18 protein-coding genes are annotated in these 18,216 nt (G+C 73.3%); 11 read left to right on the forward strand and 7 right to left on the reverse strand.

What is annotated here, in order from left to right; genetic code table 11:
* Positions 1-54 precede the first annotated feature (54 nt).
* Positions 55-2,085, reverse strand: a complete 2,031-nt coding sequence (locus JWP64_RS19495) for an intein-containing Rv2578c family radical SAM protein (protein WP_297499194.1) — start codon at positions 2,083-2,085, stop codon at positions 55-57.
* 92 nt (positions 2,086-2,177) lie between these two features.
* Here JWP64_RS19495 and JWP64_RS19500 point away from each other — a divergent pair, with 92 nt between their 5' ends.
* The 10 genes from JWP64_RS19500 (at position 2,178) to JWP64_RS19545 (ending at position 10,509) form a co-directional block, all read left to right on the forward strand.
* Complete coding sequence (locus JWP64_RS19500; RefSeq protein ID WP_297499196.1) at positions 2,178-2,723, forward strand: gluconokinase; 546 nt, start codon at positions 2,178-2,180, stop codon at positions 2,721-2,723.
* A 175-nt stretch (positions 2,724-2,898) separates the two neighbouring features.
* Positions 2,899-3,492, forward strand: coding sequence for a hypothetical protein (locus JWP64_RS19505; protein WP_297499198.1), 594 nt, complete (start codon positions 2,899-2,901; stop codon positions 3,490-3,492).
* Between the two features lie 37 nt (positions 3,493-3,529).
* The gene (locus JWP64_RS19510) at positions 3,530-3,763 is read left to right on the forward strand and encodes a hypothetical protein (protein WP_297499200.1); all 234 of its coding nucleotides are present in this window, start codon (positions 3,530-3,532) and stop codon (positions 3,761-3,763) included.
* Positions 3,764-3,880: 117 nt separating this feature from the next.
* A complete protein-coding gene (locus JWP64_RS19515; protein ID WP_297499202.1) occupies positions 3,881-5,491 on the forward strand; it encodes a YibE/F family protein in 1,611 nt (536 codons plus the stop codon).
* Between the two features lie 85 nt (positions 5,492-5,576).
* The gene (locus tag JWP64_RS19520) at positions 5,577-6,629 is read left to right on the forward strand and encodes an Lrp/AsnC family transcriptional regulator (RefSeq protein ID WP_297499204.1); all 1,053 of its coding nucleotides are present in this window, start codon (positions 5,577-5,579) and stop codon (positions 6,627-6,629) included.
* Positions 6,626-7,540, forward strand: coding sequence for a polysaccharide deacetylase (locus JWP64_RS19525; RefSeq protein ID WP_297499206.1), 915 nt, complete (start codon positions 6,626-6,628; stop codon positions 7,538-7,540). The genes JWP64_RS19520 and JWP64_RS19525 overlap by 4 nt, the downstream gene beginning before the upstream one ends.
* Positions 7,537-8,850 carry an MFS transporter gene (locus JWP64_RS19530; protein ID WP_297499208.1) on the forward strand — a complete coding sequence of 438 codons (1,314 nt, stop codon included), beginning with the start codon at positions 7,537-7,539 and terminating at the stop codon, positions 8,848-8,850. The genes JWP64_RS19525 and JWP64_RS19530 overlap by 4 nt, the downstream gene beginning before the upstream one ends.
* Positions 8,847-9,008 (forward strand): hypothetical protein, encoded by a 162-nt coding sequence (locus JWP64_RS19535; RefSeq protein ID WP_297499210.1) that lies wholly within the window; start codon positions 8,847-8,849, stop codon positions 9,006-9,008. The genes JWP64_RS19530 and JWP64_RS19535 overlap by 4 nt, the downstream gene beginning before the upstream one ends.
* Entirely contained in the window at positions 9,008-9,241 is a 234-nt protein-coding gene (locus JWP64_RS19540) for a hypothetical protein (protein ID WP_297499212.1), read from the forward strand. The genes JWP64_RS19535 and JWP64_RS19540 overlap by 1 nt, the downstream gene beginning before the upstream one ends.
* The gene (locus JWP64_RS19545; RefSeq protein WP_297499214.1) at positions 9,238-10,509 is read left to right on the forward strand and encodes a M20 family metallopeptidase; all 1,272 of its coding nucleotides are present in this window, start codon (positions 9,238-9,240) and stop codon (positions 10,507-10,509) included. Before JWP64_RS19540 ends, JWP64_RS19545 begins: the two co-directional genes overlap by 4 nt.
* On the opposite strand, the gene JWP64_RS19550 is transcribed toward JWP64_RS19545, so the two are convergent.
* Genes JWP64_RS19550 through JWP64_RS19560 form a run of 3 tightly spaced genes read right to left on the reverse strand, consistent with a single transcriptional unit; the run spans position 10,449 to position 12,978 of the window.
* Positions 10,449-10,985 (reverse strand): class I SAM-dependent methyltransferase, encoded by a 537-nt coding sequence (locus JWP64_RS19550; RefSeq protein WP_297499216.1) that lies wholly within the window; start codon positions 10,983-10,985, stop codon positions 10,449-10,451. The genes JWP64_RS19545 and JWP64_RS19550 overlap by 61 nt on opposite strands.
* Positions 10,982-12,277, reverse strand: a complete 1,296-nt coding sequence (gene hisS, locus JWP64_RS19555) for a histidine--tRNA ligase (RefSeq protein ID WP_297499219.1) — start codon at positions 12,275-12,277, stop codon at positions 10,982-10,984. Before hisS ends, JWP64_RS19550 begins: the two co-directional genes overlap by 4 nt.
* Positions 12,274-12,978 (reverse strand): MBL fold metallo-hydrolase, encoded by a 705-nt coding sequence (locus JWP64_RS19560; RefSeq protein WP_297499221.1) that lies wholly within the window; start codon positions 12,976-12,978, stop codon positions 12,274-12,276. The genes hisS and JWP64_RS19560 overlap by 4 nt, the downstream gene beginning before the upstream one ends.
* Before the next feature lie 89 nt (positions 12,979-13,067).
* Here JWP64_RS19560 and JWP64_RS19565 point away from each other — a divergent pair, with 89 nt between their 5' ends.
* On the forward strand, positions 13,068-13,877 hold the full coding sequence (locus tag JWP64_RS19565; protein ID WP_297499223.1) for a peptidylprolyl isomerase: 810 nt from the start codon (positions 13,068-13,070) through the stop codon (positions 13,875-13,877).
* A gap of 91 nt (positions 13,878-13,968) precedes the next feature.
* Here the strand turns inward: JWP64_RS19565 and JWP64_RS19570 are convergent, their stop codons facing one another.
* The 3 genes from JWP64_RS19570 to secF form a co-directional block, all read right to left on the reverse strand.
* Positions 13,969-16,317 carry a bifunctional (p)ppGpp synthetase/guanosine-3',5'-bis(diphosphate) 3'-pyrophosphohydrolase gene (locus JWP64_RS19570; RefSeq protein ID WP_297499225.1) on the reverse strand — a complete coding sequence of 783 codons (2,349 nt, stop codon included), beginning with the start codon at positions 16,315-16,317 and terminating at the stop codon, positions 13,969-13,971.
* Between the two features lie 114 nt (positions 16,318-16,431).
* Entirely contained in the window at positions 16,432-16,986 is a 555-nt protein-coding gene (locus JWP64_RS19575) for an adenine phosphoribosyltransferase (RefSeq protein WP_297499227.1), read from the reverse strand.
* The gene (gene secF / locus JWP64_RS19580; protein ID WP_297499229.1) at positions 16,983-18,215 is read right to left on the reverse strand and encodes a protein translocase subunit SecF; all 1,233 of its coding nucleotides are present in this window, start codon (positions 18,213-18,215) and stop codon (positions 16,983-16,985) included. Before secF ends, JWP64_RS19575 begins: the two co-directional genes overlap by 4 nt.
* Position 18,216 lies beyond the last annotated feature (1 nt).

The following is an 18,216-nucleotide window of genomic DNA, read 5'->3' on the forward strand; positions in this document are numbered from 1 at the left end:
GGTACCACCCGGGGTCCGCCAGCAGGTTTGGCTCCGGTGATCCGGCCCCGGGCGTCACAGGAGCGTCAGCTGCTCGGGGCGGGGCTCGGGGCTCTCCGGAGCGCCGTTTCCCGCCTGGTCCCGCAGTGTTCGACTCCTCAGTGTCGTGACCGCGCCCGTGAGCCCGTGCCGGCGCAGCAGCGGCGCCACCCGCTCGCCCAGCGCCTTCCGGTAGGCCGGGTCGACGTACGCGCCGCGCCGGTAGAGCCGCTCGTAGCGCGGCACGAGCGCCGGATACTCCCGCACCAGCCATGCCATGAACCACTCCCGCGTGCCCGGACGGAGGTGCAGGGCCAACACGCTCGCGCCGGTGGCGCCCGCCGCCTCGATCCGGCCGAGCACCGCGTCGAGCGCCTCGGGTGAGTCCGTGAGGTGCGGCAGCACCGGAGCGACCATGACCCCGCAGCTCAGGCCCGCGTCCGTGATCCGGCGGACGAGGTCCAGCCGCGCCTCCGGGGACGGCGTGCCGGGTTCCAGGTGCGACTGCAGCCCGCGGTCCAACAGCGCGATCGACACCCCGAGCCCGACAGGCACGTCCCGCGCCGCGGCGGTGAGCTCCGGCAGGTCGCGGCTGAGCACCGTCCCCTTGGTGAGCACGGAGAACGGCGTCCCGGAGCCGGCGAGCGCCCGGATGATGCCGGGCATCAGCCGGTAGCGTCCTTCGGCGCGCTGGTACGGGTCCGTGTTGGTGCCCAGGGCGACCGGCTCGCGCTGCCAGCGCGGCGCGGTCAGCTCGCGTTCGAGCACCCGGGCCACGTTGACCTTCACGACGATCTGGCTGTCGAAATCCTTGCCCGCGTCCAGGTCCAGGTAGGTGTGGGTGTTGCGGGCGAAGCAGTTGTGGCTGACCACGCCGTCGGCGACGAAGTCCCCGGTGCCGGTGGTGATGTCGTACATGGGCATCTCGACGTCCAGCCGCTCGACGGACACGACCTCCTGCCCGCCCTCCGGCGGCTGCTCCAGCAGCGCGCCGTCGAGGTCTCGCAGGCGGGCCACCGCCGGGTCCACGGTGCGGATCAGCCGCAGGTGCTCCGCCGCCCCGCCGAGCAGCCGCAGGGACCGCCCGCCCCGCACCGGGCCGGCCTCCACCCCCACCCGGAAGCCCAGGCGCCGCAACGCGTCCGCCGCGCGGCGCATCAGCAGGCCGTCCGCCGTGACGATCCGCAGCGCTCCCCCGGACACCTCGCCCGCGGCGTCGAGCACCCCGGCGACGAACCCCTCGGACCAGGCGACGCACGGCGCGTCCGGCCAGCCGACGACGCGCGACAGGGCCGGCCGCACCGCCTGCGCCCCGGCCCCCACCGGCGCGCGGTCCCGCAGGCCCGCGATGAGGTGGTGCGCCCGCCCGAGGGCCTCCAGCTCCAGCCAGTCCGACGGGAACGCCTCCCCCGGAGCCGTCCGCCCCGGAGCGCCCTCCGCGCGGACCAGGCCGCACAGGTAGCCGTCGCGATACGGGCCGCGCTCGCGCCGCTCCCCGCATCCCGCGCCGACGGCCGCCGCGCCCGGCCCACGCAGGACGCTCCCCTGCCGCAGGTGCGGGCGGCGGCCGCTGCGGCACCAGCCCGGCGCGACGTGCCGCCAGCCCCGGTCCGTGAGGAAGCGGTGCTCGCCGCTGGTGACCAGCCGCGTCCCGTCCGCCAGCATGACCCGGTAGGCCGGCCGCCGGGTGGACCAGTGGGCGAGCACGCTCGTCCGCACGTAGAACCGGCGCCCGTCCGGCCCGGCGGGACGGGTGCCGAGCACCGCGTCGCCTTCCCGGAGCTCGGCGATCGGCCGGGTGCTGCCGTCCGCGAGCAGGACGCGGGTGTCCCCGGAGAGGCAGTAGACGCACGCGTGGGAGCAGCCGCGGTACGGGTTGACGGTCCAGGAGAACGGCATCGGCGACGACCCGGGAACCCGGTTCAACGCGGACTTGGCCTCCACCTCGTGGAACACCGTGCCGGCGAACTCGGGCGTGCGGACGGAGCGCAGGAGGCCGCGCAGGCCCGGCAGCGCCGCGTCGTCGCCGATCCCGTCGTCCAGTACCTGCTGTCCGCTCCATCGCACCCCGCTATTCGAACATACATTCGATCGTAGCGCCAGACCTTGATCGCCCGCAGGGTGAGCGGCGCTTCGGACGATGTCGGAAGCTGGAAGTCATGACCGCAGCACCGAGCACCACGACCTTGATCGTGATGGGGGTCTCCGGGGTGGGGAAGACCACGGTCGCGGCGGAGCTCGTGCGCCGCACCGGCTGGGCGTTCGCCGAGGGGGACGAGCTCCATCCCGAGGCCAACCGGCAGAAGATGGCCGCCGGCCACCCGCTGATCGACGAGGACCGGTGGCCGTGGCTGCACCGGGTCGCCGAGTGGATCGGTGAGCAGGAGGCGGCGGGGCGCGACGCGGTGCTGACCTGCTCGGCGCTGCGCCGCCCGTACCGGGACATCCTGACCGACGGGCACCCGTCGGTCCGGTTCGTCCATCTCGTCGCGTCGCAGGACGCGCTGCGGGACCGGCTCGAACACCGCACCGGCCACTACATGCCCGCGTCCCTGCTGGGCAGCCAGCTCGCGACCCTCGAACCGCTCGAGGCCGGTGAGCCGGGGATCGAGGTCGGCGCCGAGCACGACGTCGCCGCCGTGGTGGACGAGGCCGCCGAGGCCCTCGCCGCGCACGGCGTCGCCCTCCCGAGGGCCGCGTCGTGACCGCCCTGGTCCTGACCCAGGCCCCGCCGGCCACCCCGGCGGTCGGGAGCACGCAGCTCGTCGTCGCGGCGCTCCTCGGGATCGCCGTCATCGTGCTGTTGATCACCTAGCTGGACGTCCACCCGTTCCTCGCGCTGATCGCCGGCGCCGCCGTGCTCGGCCGCTCGTGGCGCTGGTGGCGCGGCGGCTGCGGCTGCCGATCGTCGCGGTGGGGATCCCGGCACTCGCGGGGCTGTCGGTGCTGCACGGGCTCGTCCCGCCCCACCCGGGCCCGCTGGTCGCGATCGACGCGCTGGGGGCGAACCTGGGCCTGACCCTGCTGTTCGGCCTGGCCACCGCGATCCCGACGGTGCTCGTCGCCGGTCCGCTGTTCGCGAAGCTCGCCGTGCGGTGGGTGCCGGTGACGGCGCCCGACGTCGCACCGGACGGGAAGGCGGACGTGCCGGCCGAGGCACCCGAGGAGCAGCGGCGGGGCCGGGTCGGCGTCGGTGCGGCGGTGGTCGTCGTCCTCGTCCCGGTCGTCCTGATGCTGATCCGCGCCGTCGCCGAGGTGACCCTGCCGGACGGCGACGGCGTGCGGTCCGCCCTGGAGGTGGCGGGCGAGCCGATCGTCGCGCTGCTCGTCGGCGTGGTCACGGCGATCGTCCTGCTCGGCCTGCCGGCCGGGATGGACCGGCACGAGCTCTCCCGGTCGATCGGCGGCTCGCTGCCGCCGATCGCGGGGATCCTGCTGATCGTCGGCGCCGGTAGCGGCTTCAAGCAGACCTGATCGACGCCGGATCCGCGTCGCGACCGGCTCGGCCACCGTGGCCACGATCACCGCCGCCGGGATCGTGGCTCCGCTCGCCGCGGGACTGGATGCACCGACCGTCGCCCTGCTGGCGCTCGCCGTCGGGGCGGGCTCGCTGTTCTTCTCCCACGTCAACGACGCCGGGTTCTGGCTGGTGAAGGAGTACTTCGGGCAGACGATCAAGAGCTGGTCGATGATGGAGACGTCATCTCGGTGGTGGGACTGCTGGTGGTCCTGCTGCTCTCGGTGATCGTCCGAGCCGGAAAGTGACACGACCGGGTGAAGCGGTGCCACGCCTCCGTGACGGATTGGGCAGGATGGCGGCGTGCATCCGCGAGTGCCGGGACGACCGGAGGAACCTCGGGCCGTGTCCGACACCGGGCGCCACCGGCGGCGCCGCACCGACCCGCCGACGCCCGGGCGCGGCCAGCCGCTGATCCGGCACGCGCCCCCGCCCGAGCCTCGGACGGTCGGGGACCTGGTCGACGACCTGATGGGACCGCCGCCCCGTGCCGGCGGCCCGGGACAGCACGCGGGAGGCCGGGTCCCCGGACCGTTCCGTGAGCCGGGCCGGCGTCCCGAACCGGACCGGCCCCCCGGACCTGCCCCGTCCGCGCAGTACGGCCGCGACTCGCCGCTCGCGGAGCGCCGCCCCGAGGACGGCCGGCCGTCTCCCCGGCCGCGCCCGCCGACCACCGCCCTGCAGCCCGCCGCCACGGATCCGCACGGCCCCGCCGAGGTCGTGTCCGGCGCCCCGATCGCCCCGCGGAACGGGCGGCCCCGCATCCCGGCGGAACCCGCTCCGGCGGCCACGGGTCACGGACACGGACACTCCCCCGCCTCCCCGGCGGGCCGTCGCGTCCGCGTCCTGATCGCCGCGCTGCTGATCCCCTGCGGGCTCGCGACGCTCGTCGGGCTGGTCCTGCTGTGGCCACGCGGGGAGACGCCGGCCCCGACCCAGCCGCCCCAGCAACTGCTCCACGCGCAGGTGAACGCGGCGGCCCGGGCGGACTGCACCCCCGGTTCCGGCGACGGCGGCTGCACCGGTCTGACCCTGCGGCTCGCCGACGGGCCGGTCGCCGGCCGCGACCTCGTCCAGCTCGTCCCGGTCGAGCCCTCGACGCCGCGGTTCGCGGTCGGCGACCAGATCGTCCTGGCGTGGTCCGGCGGGGATCCGCTCGACGCCGGCTCCTACCAGGTCGTCGACTTCCAGCGCACCGGCCCGCTGATCTGGCTCGCCGCGGCGTTCGCCGTCGCGGTGCTGATCCTCGGGCGGTGGCGCGGGCTCGCGGCCCTGGTCGCGCTCGGGCTGAGCTTCGTCGTCCTGGCGCTGTTCGTGCTGCCCGCGGTGCTGGCGGGGTCGGACCCGCTGGCCGTCGCGGTCGTCGGGTCGTGCCTGATCATGTTCCTGGTCCTCTACCTGACGCACGGGTTCTCCGCCCGGACGTCGACGGCGGTGCTCGGCACGCTGGTCTCCCTCGCCCTGATCGCGGGCCTGAGCGCGTTGTTCTCCGGGCTCGCCCGCCTCACCGGCCTCGACGACACGACCGCCAGCCTCATCGCGACGCTGGGCACGCCCGTCGACGCCCGCGGGTTGCTGCTCGCGGGCGTCCTGATCGGGGCGCTCGGAGTGCTCGACGACGTCACGGTCACCCAGACCAGCGCGGTCTGGGAGCTGCGGCGGGCCAACCCGGCCCTGGGCGCGGGCGCGCTCTTCGGCGCGGGGATGCGGATCGGGCGGGACCATGTGTCGTCGGCCGTGAACACCCTGGTGCTCGCCTACGCGGGCGCGTCGCTGCCGTTGATGCTGCTCTTCACCGTGTCCGCGCAGAACCTGGGCCAGGTGCTGACCACGCAGGACGTGGCGACGGAGATCGTGCGCACGCTGGTGGGGAGCATCGGCCTGGTCGCCTCGGTCCCGATCACCACCGGTCTCGCCGCGCTGGTGGCGAGCCGCGAACGGCCGGACGACCGGTAGCCACGCTCACTGTTGCGTATTGCGTGCAGGTTTCCTTCAGTTCCAGGCATTGACATGCCGGTTCCCCGCAGTTCACGCTGACTATGTGAGTGAGACCGTCAAACCGAGCGAGCTGGACCGCAACGTCGTCGCGGCTCTGCAGCTCAACGGCCGGGCCCCGTGGAAGCAGGTGGCGCGGGCCATCGAGGCCAATGAGTCGACGGTGGCACGACGCGGGCAGCAGCTGGTCGATTCCCGCCTCGTGGGGGTCACCGGCGTGCTCGACCACCTCCGTTGCGGGCTGGGCATCTCCCTGATGGTGCGGCTGCGGTGCCGCCCGGGCACGGCCTCGTCCGTCGCGCGAGCGCTCGCCGACCTGTCCGTCACGCGGTTCGTCACGGTCGTCACCGGCAGCATCGACGTGGTCGCGGAGTTCGTGGTCGCCGACCACCGGGACATCACGCGGGTGCTGGCCGAGGAACTGCCCGGGCGCGACGACGTCGTCGAGACCGAGTCGATGGTGGTGGTCCGAAAGTTCTCCGCCTTCGAGGAATGGGACACCGGCCTGCTCGGGCCACGGGCGTCCGCCCTCCTGCGGCCCGAGGGGATCCCGTCCGGGCACCGGGAGTGGCAGGAGACCGAGCAGCTGACCGAACAGGAGTTCGCGATCGCCGCGACCCTGGCCGCCGACGGTCGGGCGACCTACGCGCAGATCGCGGCCGAGGTCGGGGTGAGCGAGTCGACGGCGGCGCGCCGCGTGGAGTCGCTCGTCCGCCGGGGATGCCTGCGGTTCCGGACCCTGTTCGAGGCCCCCCTGATCGGTCTGGACGTCGAGTTCATGCAGTGGTTCACGGTCGAGCCGAGCGAGCTGGAGAACGTCGGTGTGCGGCTGGCGGCGGAACCCTCCACCCGCTACGTCAGCGCCACCACCGGGCGGTTCAACCTCTGCCTGCACGGGGTGCTGGCGGGCTACGGCGACCTCTACCACTACATGACGGCCGTGATCGGTGCGCTGCCCGGCGTCCGCACTGCCGACATGACGCTGCAGGCCCGCACGCTCAAGCGGGCCTGGATCCACATCAACCCGGACGGCACCCGGGACCCCGACACCCGCAACCCCCATCTCACACGCCCCGACCCGAGGGAGCACACGACATGACCACCGAACGCGAGCCGTGGCAATGGGACGAGCCCACCTGGCGCGGGCACGTGGAACGCGTCCGCGCGGGCGAGCGGCTGGTGCCACCGAGCTGGCCGGGTGGTGCGAGGGTCGCAGTGGCGATCTCCTTCGACCCCGACCACGAGACCATCCCCCTGCGTGACGGCGAGACCAGGCCCGGCAAGCTCGCCCAGGGCGAGTACGGGTCACGCGTCGCAGCCCCCCGGATCCTGGAGCTGCTCGCGGAGTACTCGGTACCGGCCAGCTTCTTCATGCCCGCGGTCTCCGCCCTGCTGCACCCCGCCGAGGTCGAGGCCTACATCGCCGGCGGGCACGAGGTCGCCGTGCACGGCTGGATCCACGAGCGCAACATGTTGCTCGGACGGGACGACGAGCTCGACCTCACCCTCCGCGCCCTCGAGGTGCTGGAAAGGCTGAGCGGTGTCCGGCCGGTCGGGATCCGGACCCCCAGCTGGGACTTCTCCGACAACACGCTGGCGATCATCGAGCAGCTCGGGCTGCGCTACGACTCCTCGCTGATGGCCGACGACGAGCCCTACGAGCTGCTCGCCGCGGGCAGGCGCACCGGGATCGTCGAGATCCCGGTGGAGTGGATCCGCGACGACGCCCCCTACCTGATGATGGACCGCTACGGCGCGCTCCGGCCCTACACGCCGCCGCGGGCGCTGCTCGACCTGTGGCGCGACGAGTTCGACGCCGCCCGCGCCGAGGGCGGGTTGTTCCAGCTCACCCTGCACCCGCATGTCATCGGGCATCGGTCCCGCCTCGTCGTGTTGCGGGAGCTGATCGCGTACATCGCCGCTCACGACGACGTCTGGTTCGCCACCCACGCCGAGGTCGCGGACGTCGCCCGCGCCCGGCTCACCCCCGCCGGAGGACCCGTCACATGAGCGGGACGACCACCGGGCCGGCGGCGCCTCCGTCGGGTACCCGCCTCACCGGCCCCCAGCGCAAGGCCATCGTCGCCGGCGCGATCGGCAACACCGTCGAGTGGGTGGACTGGGCCGTCTACAGCACCCTCGCCCCGATCTTCGCCGGCCGGTTCTTCCCGAGCACCGACGATGCGGCGGCCCTGCTGTCGACGCTGGCGGTGTTCGCGGTCGGCTTCGTGATGCGGCCGATCGGCGGCGCGCTGCTGGGCGCCTACGCCGACCGGCACGGCCGCAAGAAGGGCCTCACCCTGACGATCGGGCTGATGGCGGGCGCCGCGTTCGTCATCGCCGTGTGCCCCACCTACGACACCATCGGCATCGCCGCGCCGCTGGTGCTGCTGGCGGCCCGGCTCGTGCAGGGCTTCTCCGCGGGCGGCGAGTTCGGATCGTCGTCGTCGTTCCTGGTCGAGTCGGCCGCGCCGCGGCGGCGGGCCTTCGCGGGTTCCTGGCAGCAGGTGTCGGTCGGTGCCGGTGCGCTGATCGCCTCCTTCATGGGCTTCGTGCTCACCTCCGTGCTCAGCGACGCCGCCATGGAGTCCTGGGGCTGGCGGATCGCGTTCGCGGTCGGCGGCCTGCTCGGCCTGGTCGGGCTGTGGCTGCGGGTCAGCGTCGAGGAGACCGAGAGCTTCCGGCGTGTCGAGTCCGAGGGCCGCAACCGCGGCCGGAACCCGATCGTCGGCATGCTCACCGACCATCCCCGCGCGGCCCTGCGGGTCGTCCTGATCACGATCGCCGGCACGCTCACCTACTACGTGTGGGTCAGCTACATGCCCGGCTACGCCCATGCGGCCACCGGCATCCCGCTCAGCGACGCGCTGCTGGCGAACACCATCGGGCTGGCGTACTTCCTGTGCCTGCTGCCGTTCGTGGGACTGCTGTCGGACCGCGTCGGTCGCAAACCCACCCTGCTCGCGTTCGCGATCGGATTCGCGGTGCTCGCCTACCCGGCCTTCCGGCTCCTGGAACTCGGCGGGTTCTGGCCGCTGCTGGTGGTCGAGCTCGTCGGCCTGACCTTCCTGGCCGGGTACTCGGCGAACTGCGCGGTGGTGATGGCCGAGCAGTTCCCGGCCGAGGTGCGCAGCACCGGGATCGGGCTGCCCTACGCCCTCGCCGTCGCGGTGTTCGGCGGGACCGCGCCGTACGTGACCACCTGGATGAGCACCCACGACATGGCCGGTTTCGTGTGGGTCTATGTCGCAGCGGCTGCGCTGGTCGGGGTGGCGGTCTACGCGACCATGCCCGAGACCCGTGGCCGGGAGCTGACGTGAGCACGCCGGCCGTTCCGCACCCCCGGCACGTGCTGGTCACGGGGGCGGCGGGAGGTATCGGGCCGGCCGTCGCCGAGGCGTTCGCGGCGCTGGGTGACGTGGTGACCGCCCGTACCGGGGCGACGACGACGCCCGGGACGCGGCCACGGACATGCTGATGGCGCGGCTGCGTACGCAGGGCAAGGACCGCAGCGGCATCTGGCGCGACCTCGCGGTTCGCCACCGGCCCACCGAGGTCCCGACCCACTACCGCCCGGTGCTCGACCGGGCGGGCCGCCGCGGCGTGGCCATCCCGGGCATCCAGCGCCTGGTCGAACAGATCACCGAGCTCGAAGGGGGAGCGACGATGGACGAACGACGGATCGCCGAGCTGGCGGGGGCCCTACGATGACCGGCTACGGCGTCCCCGCCCCGTCCGCGCTCGACGGCCTCGACGTCCCGGCCCTGCACCGATGGCTGGTCGGTCACCGCGAGGCCCTGCTCGGCGACCTCGTCGGCTACGCCGGGCGGGAGACCCCCAGCGACGACCCGGCACTGCTGGCGGCGGGACTGCGGTACGTGCAGAACTGGGTCACCGAGCGGCTCGGTGAACCGGACAGCCGGACGCTGCACGCCTCGCCCGATCACGGTGACGTCCTGGTCCTGGAGTACGCGGGCACGGGGGCGGGGCTGCTCACCCTGCTGGCGCACTACGACACGGTGTGGCCTGCCGGGACCCTGGCGGAGTGGCCGGTGCGCGTCGACGACGACATCGTCACCGGTCCCGGGGTGTTCGACATGAAGGCCGGCCTCGTGCAGGCGGTCTGGGCCGTGCTGGCGCTGCGCCGGGCCGGGCTGCCGCTCCCGCGGCTGCGCCTGCTCCTCAACGGTGACGAGGAGGTCGGGAGCCCGTTCTCCCGGCCGCTGATCGAACGGGCCTGCGCCGACGCGGCGGCCGTGCTGGTCTTCGAGGCGAGCGCCGACGGCGCTGTGAAGACCGCCCGCAAGGGGGTCGGCCTGTTCGAGGTGCACGTGCGCGGCGTCGAGTCGCACGCCGGTCTCGATCCCGCCGCCGGGGCCAGTGCGATCGACGAGATCGCCCGGGTGGTCTCGGTCCTGCACGCCGCCACCGACCACGACGAAGGAACCACGGTCAACGTCGGGCTCCTGCACGGTGGCACCCGGTCCAACGTCGTCGCGGGGTCGGCGCACGCCGGGATCGACGTGCGGGTGCGCTCGGCCGCGGCCCAGGCCCGGATCGACGAGTTGCTCCAGGGGCTGACCCCGCGCGATCGCCGGGTCGGGATCGACGTCCGGGGAGGCTGGAACCGACCGGTCATGGAGCGCGGGCCGGCGAACGTCGCGGTCTACGAGCTCGCCCGGAGCGCCGCCGCACAGCTGGGTGTCGACCTGGCCGAGACCGCGGTCGGCGGTGCCAGCGACGGCAACTTCGCCGCCGCCCTCGGCCGCCCGGTTCTCGACGGCCTCGGAGCCGTCGGCGGCGGCGCCCACGCCCGGCACGAGCACGTCAGCATCGCCGGGATGCTCGAGCGGGCGGCCGTGGCAGCCGGGGTGATCACCGCGTTCGCCGAGGGACACCCTCCGGCCGGGCGACGCGGTCAGGCGGGGGCACGGGCGACCAGGGCCGCCTCGCCGTTCCCCTCGGAAGCCGCGAGATGATCCAGGTCGGCGAAGGCGGCGACGAGCTCACCGCAGGCGGCCCGGAACGGCCCGGGCTCGTCCTCCACCTCTGACAGGACCGCGACCACCAGCAGCCCGCCCGGCGCGAGGGCCTCGGCGAGCGCCGGGTAGAGCGCGGGGTCCCGGAAGCGCTGGCAGACCACGACGTCGTACGGCCCGCTGACGGGCAGGCCCTCGTCGAGGTCCGCCTCGACGAACCGGACCTCGACGCCCGCCCGGACCGCCAGGGCCCGGGCGGTGTCCAGACCCGCTCCGGACACGTCGACCGCGTCGACGGCGAGTCCCCGCTGCGCCAGCCAGACCGCGACGCCGCCCCGCCCGCACGCGACGTCCAGGGCCCGCCCACCGGCCGGGAGCAGCTCCTCGCGGCCGCGCAGGGCGTCCGGCGGCATCGGGACGGCCGGGCCGACGGCCGCGTGCCGCGCGTCCCACCGGGACCGGTCGGCGAGGCTCACGCCTGCAGCAGCCCGGCCACCTCGGCCACCACCGCGTCCAGCGCGACGGCCCGCTGCTCGCCGGAGACCAGGTCCTTGACGCCGATCGTGCCGGCCTCGATGTCCCGCTCCCCCAGCACCAGGGCGTACCGCGCGCCCGAGCGGTCCGCGGACTTCATCGCCCCCTTGAGCCCGCGGCCGCCGTACGAGAGGTCGACCCGCACCCCGAGCCGGCGCAGCTGCCCGGCCAGCACCACCAGCCGCCGCTTCGCCTCGTCGCCCAGCGGGACGCCGAAGACCTCGGCCCGGGCCGTCGACCACGGCTGGACGCCCTCGACGCCGCAGGCCAGCAGCGTCCGGTCCACCCCGATGCCGAACCCGACCCCGGACAGCGGCTGGCCACCGAGGGTCTCCATGAGTCCGTCGTAGCGCCCGCCGCCGCCGATCCCGGACTGGGCGCCCAGGCCGTCGTGCACGAACTCGAACGTCGTCTTCGTGTAGTAGTCCAGGCCGCGCACCATCCGCGGGTTGACCTCGTAGGCGATCCCCAGGTCGTCGAGGTGGGCCAGGACGGCGGCGTGGTGCTCCGCCGACGCCGGCGAGAGGTGGTCGAGGAGCAGCGGGGCGTTCGCCATCATCGCCCGGACCTCGGGCCGCTTGTCGTCCAGCACGCGCAGCGGGTTGATCCGCGCACGTTCGCGGGTCGGCTCGTCCAGCGGCAGCCCGGCGAGGAACTCCTGGAGCAGCGCGCGGTAGGCCGGGCGGCATTCCGCATCCCCGAGCGAGGTGAGCTCGAGGCGGTACCCGCGCAGGCCCAGGGCCTTGAACCCCTCGTCCGCGACCGCGATGACCTCGGCGTCCAACGCCGGGTCGTCCACCCCGATGGCCTCGACGCCGACCTGCTGCAGCTGCCGGTACCGGCCCGCCTGCGGCCGCTCGTACCGGAAGAAGGGCCCGGCGTAGCGCAGCTTGACGGGCAGCCCGGCCCGGTCCAACCCGTGTTCGATCACCGACCGGACGACGCCCGCGGTGCCTTCCGGCCGCAGCGTCACCGTCCGCCCGCCGCGGTCCGAGAAGGTGTACATCTCCTTGCTGACGACGTCCGTGGACTCGCCGACGCCGCGGGCGTACAGCCCGGTGTCCTCGAAGACCGGCAGCTCGATGTGCCCGTACCCGGCGCGGTCCGCCGCCGCGATCAGGGTGTCCCGGACGTGGGTGAACCCGGCGGACCCCGGCGGGACGTACTCGGGGATCCCCTTCGGTGCGGCGAAGGACTGCGCCCTGTCCGTCTGCTTCGCCTGCGCCGTGCTCACAGTCCACGTCCCCGTGTCGTTCCGGTCCGCGCCGGGGTGGAGAGGTCCTGCAGGAACGGGTTCGACGCCCGCTCCCGGCCGATCGTGGTCGTGGGCCCGTGGCCGGGCAGCACGACGCCGGAGTCGTCCAGGACGAGCAGCCGGTCCCGCACGCTGTTCAGCAGCTGCTGGTGCGAGCCGCCGGGCAGGTCCGTCCGCCCGACCGAGCCCGCGAACAACGTGTCCCCCGCGAGGATCACCTCGACCCCTTCCTCGGTCTCCGTCGTGAAGACCACCGATCCCGGAGTGTGCCCCGGCGTGTGGTCGACCCGCAGCCGCAGTCCGGCCAGCTCCAGCGACGACCGGTCGTCGAGGGTCCGGACGTCCGACGGCTCGCGCAGCTCCAGGCGACCGCCGAAGAAGGCGGCGGACTCCGCCGAGATGCCCTTCATCGGGTCCGCGAGCATCGCCCGGTCGTCCGGGTGGATCCAGGCCGGGACGTCGTGGCCGTCGCAGACCGGGGCGACGCTGAAGGTGTGGTCGAAGTGCCCGTGGGTGAGCAGGACGGCGACCGGCGTCAGCCGATGCTCCTTCAGCAACGCCTCGAGCGGTTCGACGGCGTCCTGCCCGGGATCGACGACGACACACGCCTCCCCCGCGGCCTGGGCCACCACGTAGCAGTTGGTCTGGAAGGCCCCTGCCGGGAATCCTGCGACGAGCACCGGACCAGCCTAGACGCCCTGCACATCGCGCTCTCAGGAACGGTCGCTACCCTCCGACGCGACCAGCGGACCCGGGAGGACCCCACAACGTGGCCACGAACCAGATGCGGCGCGAAGCGGCCAAGCGCAAGCTCGCCCACCAGCAGCAACGGCGGATCGACGCCGCGCGCAAGCGGAAGCGCACCGCGGTGATCGTCTCGGCCGCGGTGGTCGTCGTCGTGGTGGTGGCGGTCGTGCTGCTGACGCTGCCCACGGGAGCGGACGACCCCGCGCCCACCGCCCAGGCCGCCGCAGCACCGGGCACCGTCTCGTGCCAGTACCCGGCCGAGGCGAACGCGGCCAAGGCGAACCAGCCGCCGCAGACGACGGGCATCTCGAACGTCGGCACCGCCGAGGTCGCACTCGGCACCTCCGCCGGGCCGATCAGCCTGACGCTGGACCGCGCCAAGGCGCCCTGCACCGTCAACAGCTTCCTGTCCCTCGCCGGCCAGGGCTACTTCGACGACACCCAGTGCCACCGCCTGACCACCGGCGAAGGCCTGAAGGTGCTGCAGTGCGGCGATCCGACGGCCCAGGGCACCGGCGGGCCTGGCTACACGATCGCGGACGAGCCGCCGACCGACCTGGCGGCGTCCCCGTCCGGCGGCGGCAGCGTCACCTACCCGCGCGGCACGGTCGCGATGGCCAAGACCGCCGCGCCGAACTCGGGCGGCAGCCAGTTCTTCCTGGTCTACGCGGACTCGACGCTCCCGCCGGACTACACCGTGTTCGGCACGATCGACCAGGCCGGCCTGGCCACGATCGACACGGTCGCCGCGGGCGGTACCGACAACTCCAACGGCGAGGGCGACGGCAAGCCCGTCACCCCGGTGACGATCCAGACCGCCAAGGTCGCCTGACCCACCCCAGCCGTGGCAGGAGAGCCATCTTCACGCCGGATTCGGGCGGGAAGGTGGCTCTCCTGCTGTCAGGGCCTGCCGTGAGCCGGGCTCAGCTCGCGCTGGTGACCCGGTAGACGTCGTAGACGCCCTCGACGTTCCGGACCGCCTGCAGCACGTGTCCCAGGTGCTTCGGGGCGCCCATCTCGAAGGAGAACCGGGAGACCGCGACCCGGTCCCGTGAGGTCGTCACGGACGCGGACAGGATGTTGACCTTCTCGTCCGCCAGCACCTTCGTGACGTCGGAGAGCAGCCGGTGCCGGTCGAGGGCCTCGACCTGGATCGCCACCAGGAAGACCGAGGACTCGGAGACCGACCATGCGACGTCGACGAGCCGCTCCGCCCGGTTCTTCAGGTCCGCGGCGTTGGTGCAGTCCGTGCGGTGCACGCTGACCGACCCCCCGCGCGTCACGAAGCCCATGATCTCGTCGCCCGGCACGGGCGTGCAGCAGCGGGCGAGCTTCGTGTAGAGATCGCCCATGTCCTCGCCGTCGGTCTTGACGACGACGCCGGCGTCCCCCGTCGCGCGCCGCACCCGCACGGTCGACGGCGTGGCCCGCTCGGCGAGCTCCTCCTCCGCGTCCTCGACCCCGCCCAGCAGCGCCACCAGCCGCTGGATGACGTGCCGGGCGCTGGCCTGGCCCTCACCGATCGCGGCGTAGAGCCCGGAGAGGTCCGGGTAGTGCAGCTCGCGGGCGAGGGCGGCCATCGAGTCCGCGGAGACCAGGCGCTGCAGCGGCATGCCGGTGCGGCGCGCCTCGCGCGTGATGGCCTCCTTGCCCTCCTCGATCGCCTCCTCGCGGCGCTCCTTCGCGAACCACTGCTTGATCTTGTTCTTGGCGCGCGGGGAGGCGGCGAACGAGAGCCAGTCCCGGCTCGGCCCGGCGCCCTCGGCCTTCGAGGTGAAGATCTCGACGACATCGCCCGAGTCCAGCGTGCGCTCGAGCGCGACCAGCCGGCCGTTGACCCGGGAGCCGATGCAGCGGTTCCCGACCTCCGTGTGCACCGCGTAGGCGAAGTCCACCGGGGTGGAGCCCATCGGCAGCGTGATCACGTCACCCTTGGGGGTGAAGACGAAGATCTCCTTCGCCGCGAGGTCGTAGCGCAGCGACTCGAGGAAGTCCCCGGGGTCCGCGGCCTCCCGCTGCCAGTCCAGCAGCTGCCGCATCCAGGACATCTCGTCGACCTCGACGGTGCCGGTCGCCGTGCTCGGCGCCCCGTTGTGCCCGCGGGTCTCCTTGTAGCGCCAGTGCGCCGCGATGCCGTACTCGGCCGTGCGGTGCATCTCGGTGGTGCGGATCTGCACCTCCAGCGGCTTGCCGTCCGGGCCGATCACGGTGGTGTGCAACGACTGGTAGACGCCGAAGCGGGGCTGGGCGATGTAGTCCTTGAAGCGGCCCGGCATCGGCTGCCACAGCGCGTGCACCATGCCCATCGCCGCGTAGCAGTCCCGCACCTCGTCGACGAGCACGCGCACGCCCACCAGGTCGTGGATGTCGTCGAAGTCCCGGCCCTTGACGATCATCTTGCGGTAGATCGAGTAGTAGTGCTTCGGCCGGCCCTCGACCTTCGCGTTCACCCGCGCCCCGTCGAGCTGCTGCGTCACCTCGTCGATGACCTGCTTGAGGTAGGTGTCCCGGGACGGCGCCCGGTTCGCGACGAGCCGGACGATCTCGTCGTACTTCTTCGGGTGCAGGATCGCGAAGGACAGGTCCTCCAGCTCCCACTTCACCGTCGCCATGCCCAGGCGGTGCGCCAGCGGCGCCATCACCTCGAGGGTCTCGCGCGCCTTCTTCGCCTGCTTCTCCGGCGGCAGGAACCGCATGGTCCGCATGTTGTGCAGCCGGTCCGACAGCTTGATGACCAGCACGCGCGGGTCCCGGGCCATCGCGACGACCATCTTGCGGATCGTCTCGGCCTCGGCCGCGGTGCCGAACTCGACCTTGTCCAGTTTGGTGACGCCGTCGACCAGGTGCGCGACCTCCTCGCCGAAGTCCCGGCGCAGCCGGTCCAGCGAGTAGTCCGTGTCCTCCACGGTGTCGTGCAGCAGGGCCGCGACCAGCGTGGTCGTGTCCATGCCCAGCTCGGCGAGGATCGTCGCCACGGCGAGCGGGTGGGTGATGTAGGGGTCCCCGGACTTGCGCTTCTGGTGCTGGTGCTTGTCCTCGGCGACGTCGTACGCCCGCTGCAGCAGGACCAGGTCCGCCTTGGGGTGCAGCGTCCGGTGCACACTGGCGAGCGGCTCCAGGACCGGCTTCACGATCGCGACCCGCTGCGGCGTCATCCGCCGGGCGATCCGCGCACGGACCCGGCGGGTGGCCGACGGCTTCGCCGGGTCGTCGGCGTGGTCCGGCCCGTACTCGGGTCCGGCCGGCGGAGCGCTCGGCTGGACGTCCGTCACCGGCCCACCCTCACGGGGCTGGGTCGGTCGGGATTCACGGTGCCGTCCACCTGTCCAAGGATAGCCCGGCGCGGCCGCGTCCCCACGGCTGCGGGGGCGCTTCCGACCAGGTGATCAGAGCCTGAACAGGGAGTGCACGTCGATCCCGGCCAGGCGCTCGCGCCCACCGAGCCCGGCGAGCTCCAGCACCGTCCCGAACCCGACGACCTCGGCACCCGCATCCGCCAGCAGTGCACAGGTGGCCTCCGCCGTACCTCCGGTGGCCAGGACGTCGTCGACCACGAACGCCTTGCTCCCGGGCCGGACGGTGTCCGCGGGCAGCTCCAGGGTGGCGGTGCCGTACTCCAGCTCGTAGGTCCGGGACGCGGCGACGACCGGCAGCTTCCCGGGCTTGCGCACCGGCACGACCCCGACCCCCGCGACGAGCGCGACGGCCGCACCGACCAGGAACCCGCGCGCCTCGATCCCGACGACGACGTCCGCGAGCCCGACGCGTGCCGCGAGCTCGGTCGCCACGGTGGCGAAGGCCTCCGCGTCCGCGAGCACGGGCGTGAGGTCCCTGAAGAGGACCCCGGGCTGGGGGTAGTCCGGGACGTCCCGGATCAGGGAGCGGACGTGCTCGAAGCCGGGATCGACGTCGTCGGGGTCCGCCAGGGCTGCCTCGCTCATCGGTTCCGCTTCCCACTGGGCCGGCCGCCGCCGGGCCGGCCCGACTTGCTCTGCGGCCGGCCGGCCGGCCGCTGGGCCCGCGCCGGCGTGCTCGCGGCGGCGGACAGGGCCTTCTCACGGCGGAGCTCCTGTGCGATCGACTCGTCGTCGGTCGCCTCCGGCTCGTCGGTCCGGGCGCCCTGGGCCGTCGCCTGCCGGGCCCGGCGGGCCGCGACCCGCTTGGCCTGCTGCTGGTACTTCGGGTCCCGCATCTTCAGGTCGACGAGCAGCGGCGTCGCGAGCAGCAGCGACGACAGCGACCCGGCGACGATCCCGACCATCTGCACGAGCGCCAGGTCGGCGAGCGTGCCGACGCCCAGCAGCCCGACGCCGACGACCATCAGCCCGATGACCGGCAGCACCGCGATCAGCGAGGTGTTGATCGAGCGCATCAGCGTCTGGTTCACGGCGAGGTTGGCGATCTCGGAGTAGTTCCGCCTGGTCAGGCCGAGGATGCCGCGGGCGTTCTCCTTGACCTTGTCGAACACCACGACCGTGTCGTAGAGGGAGAAGCCGAGGATCGTCAGCAGGCCGATGACCGTCGAGGGCGTGACCTCGAACCCGACGATCGAGTACACGCCCGCGGTGACCACCACGTCGTGCACCAGGGCGACGAGCGCCGCGATCGCCATGGACCGCTCGAAGTAGAACGCCAGGAACGCCGTGACCAGCACGAGGAACACCGCGAGCGCGATGATCGCCTGCCGGGTGATCTCGCCGCCCCAGGTGCCGCTGACCGCCGAGTCGCTGATCACCTCGGCGGACGGCTGCCCGTTGCTCCCGAGGGGCTGGAACGTGTCGAAAAGGGTCTGTTTGAGCGCGATGACCTGCGCCTCGCTGAGGGCCTCGGAGCGGATGAGGATCGACGCCGACGAGCCGGTGCCGGCGGACTGGATCGACGCGGCGTCCATCCCGACGGAACGCTTGTAGGCGTCTCCGACCTGCTCCGTGGTGGCGACGACGCCGTGCGCACCCGCGGCCGGCATCTGGATCTGGGAGCCGCCGGTGAAGTCGATGCCGAGGTTGAACCCGCGAAGGGCGATCGACAGGATGCAGACCAGCACGAGCAGCCCGAAGCCGACGTACCAGATCTTGCGCTTGCCGACGATGTCGAACGCGCCGGTGCCCGTGTAGAGCCGGGACAGCGCGCCGCGCTTCGCGGGGGCGGTGGGGACGGTGTTCGCGCTCATG

This window comes from Pseudonocardia sp., assembly GCF_025465255.1.
GTDB lineage: Bacteria > Actinomycetota > Actinomycetes > Mycobacteriales > Pseudonocardiaceae > Pseudonocardia.